1 pseudogene is annotated in these 473 nt (G+C 52.4%); it reads right to left on the bottom strand.

From position 1 onward, the window contains the following. Window positions 1–320: pseudogene (locus K1F36_RS15580) on the bottom strand (HTH domain-containing protein); the annotation flags it as partial. Window positions 321–473: the final 153 nt, after the last annotated feature.

Raw genomic sequence — 473 nt, forward strand, 5'->3', positions numbered from 1 at the left:
TAATATTCCTCCCAGAGCAACTGTCGGGTCACCCCGGTCTTCCGTATTTCCTTGTCAAAGTAGGGAAAGTAACGCTGTAGCTCTACCAGTTTTGGGCTCTTCGGCCTTTGGTCGGCCTTGAAGAGGCCGTGCAGTTCCTCCAGGGTCATCTTCTCAACCTCATAGGCCGTCAGGCGGTAGCGCTTGAAGAAATCGATGTACTTGGCCACCGTGTTGCGGGAGATGCCCAAATGCTGGCTTATCCGCCGCTTGCTCACACCCGAGGTGTGGAGCTTGAATATCCGTTTTATTTTTCGCATGTCTATCTGCTTGTTCGCCATGGTCCTTTTTCACAAAAAAAGACCTTTGGCACATTACAGACAGATCAGGTCCAAAAGTGGCTCACTTTCATCCGGCGCGGGTGGCTCACTTTCACCGGCCAGCTATGCTCACTTTGGCCCGGCGAAGGTGGTATACTATCTCCGGCGTTTCCA

Source organism: Flagellimonas abyssi, from assembly GCF_019457905.1.
GTDB classification, from domain to species: domain Bacteria; phylum Bacteroidota; class Bacteroidia; order Flavobacteriales; family Flavobacteriaceae; genus Flagellimonas; species Flagellimonas abyssi.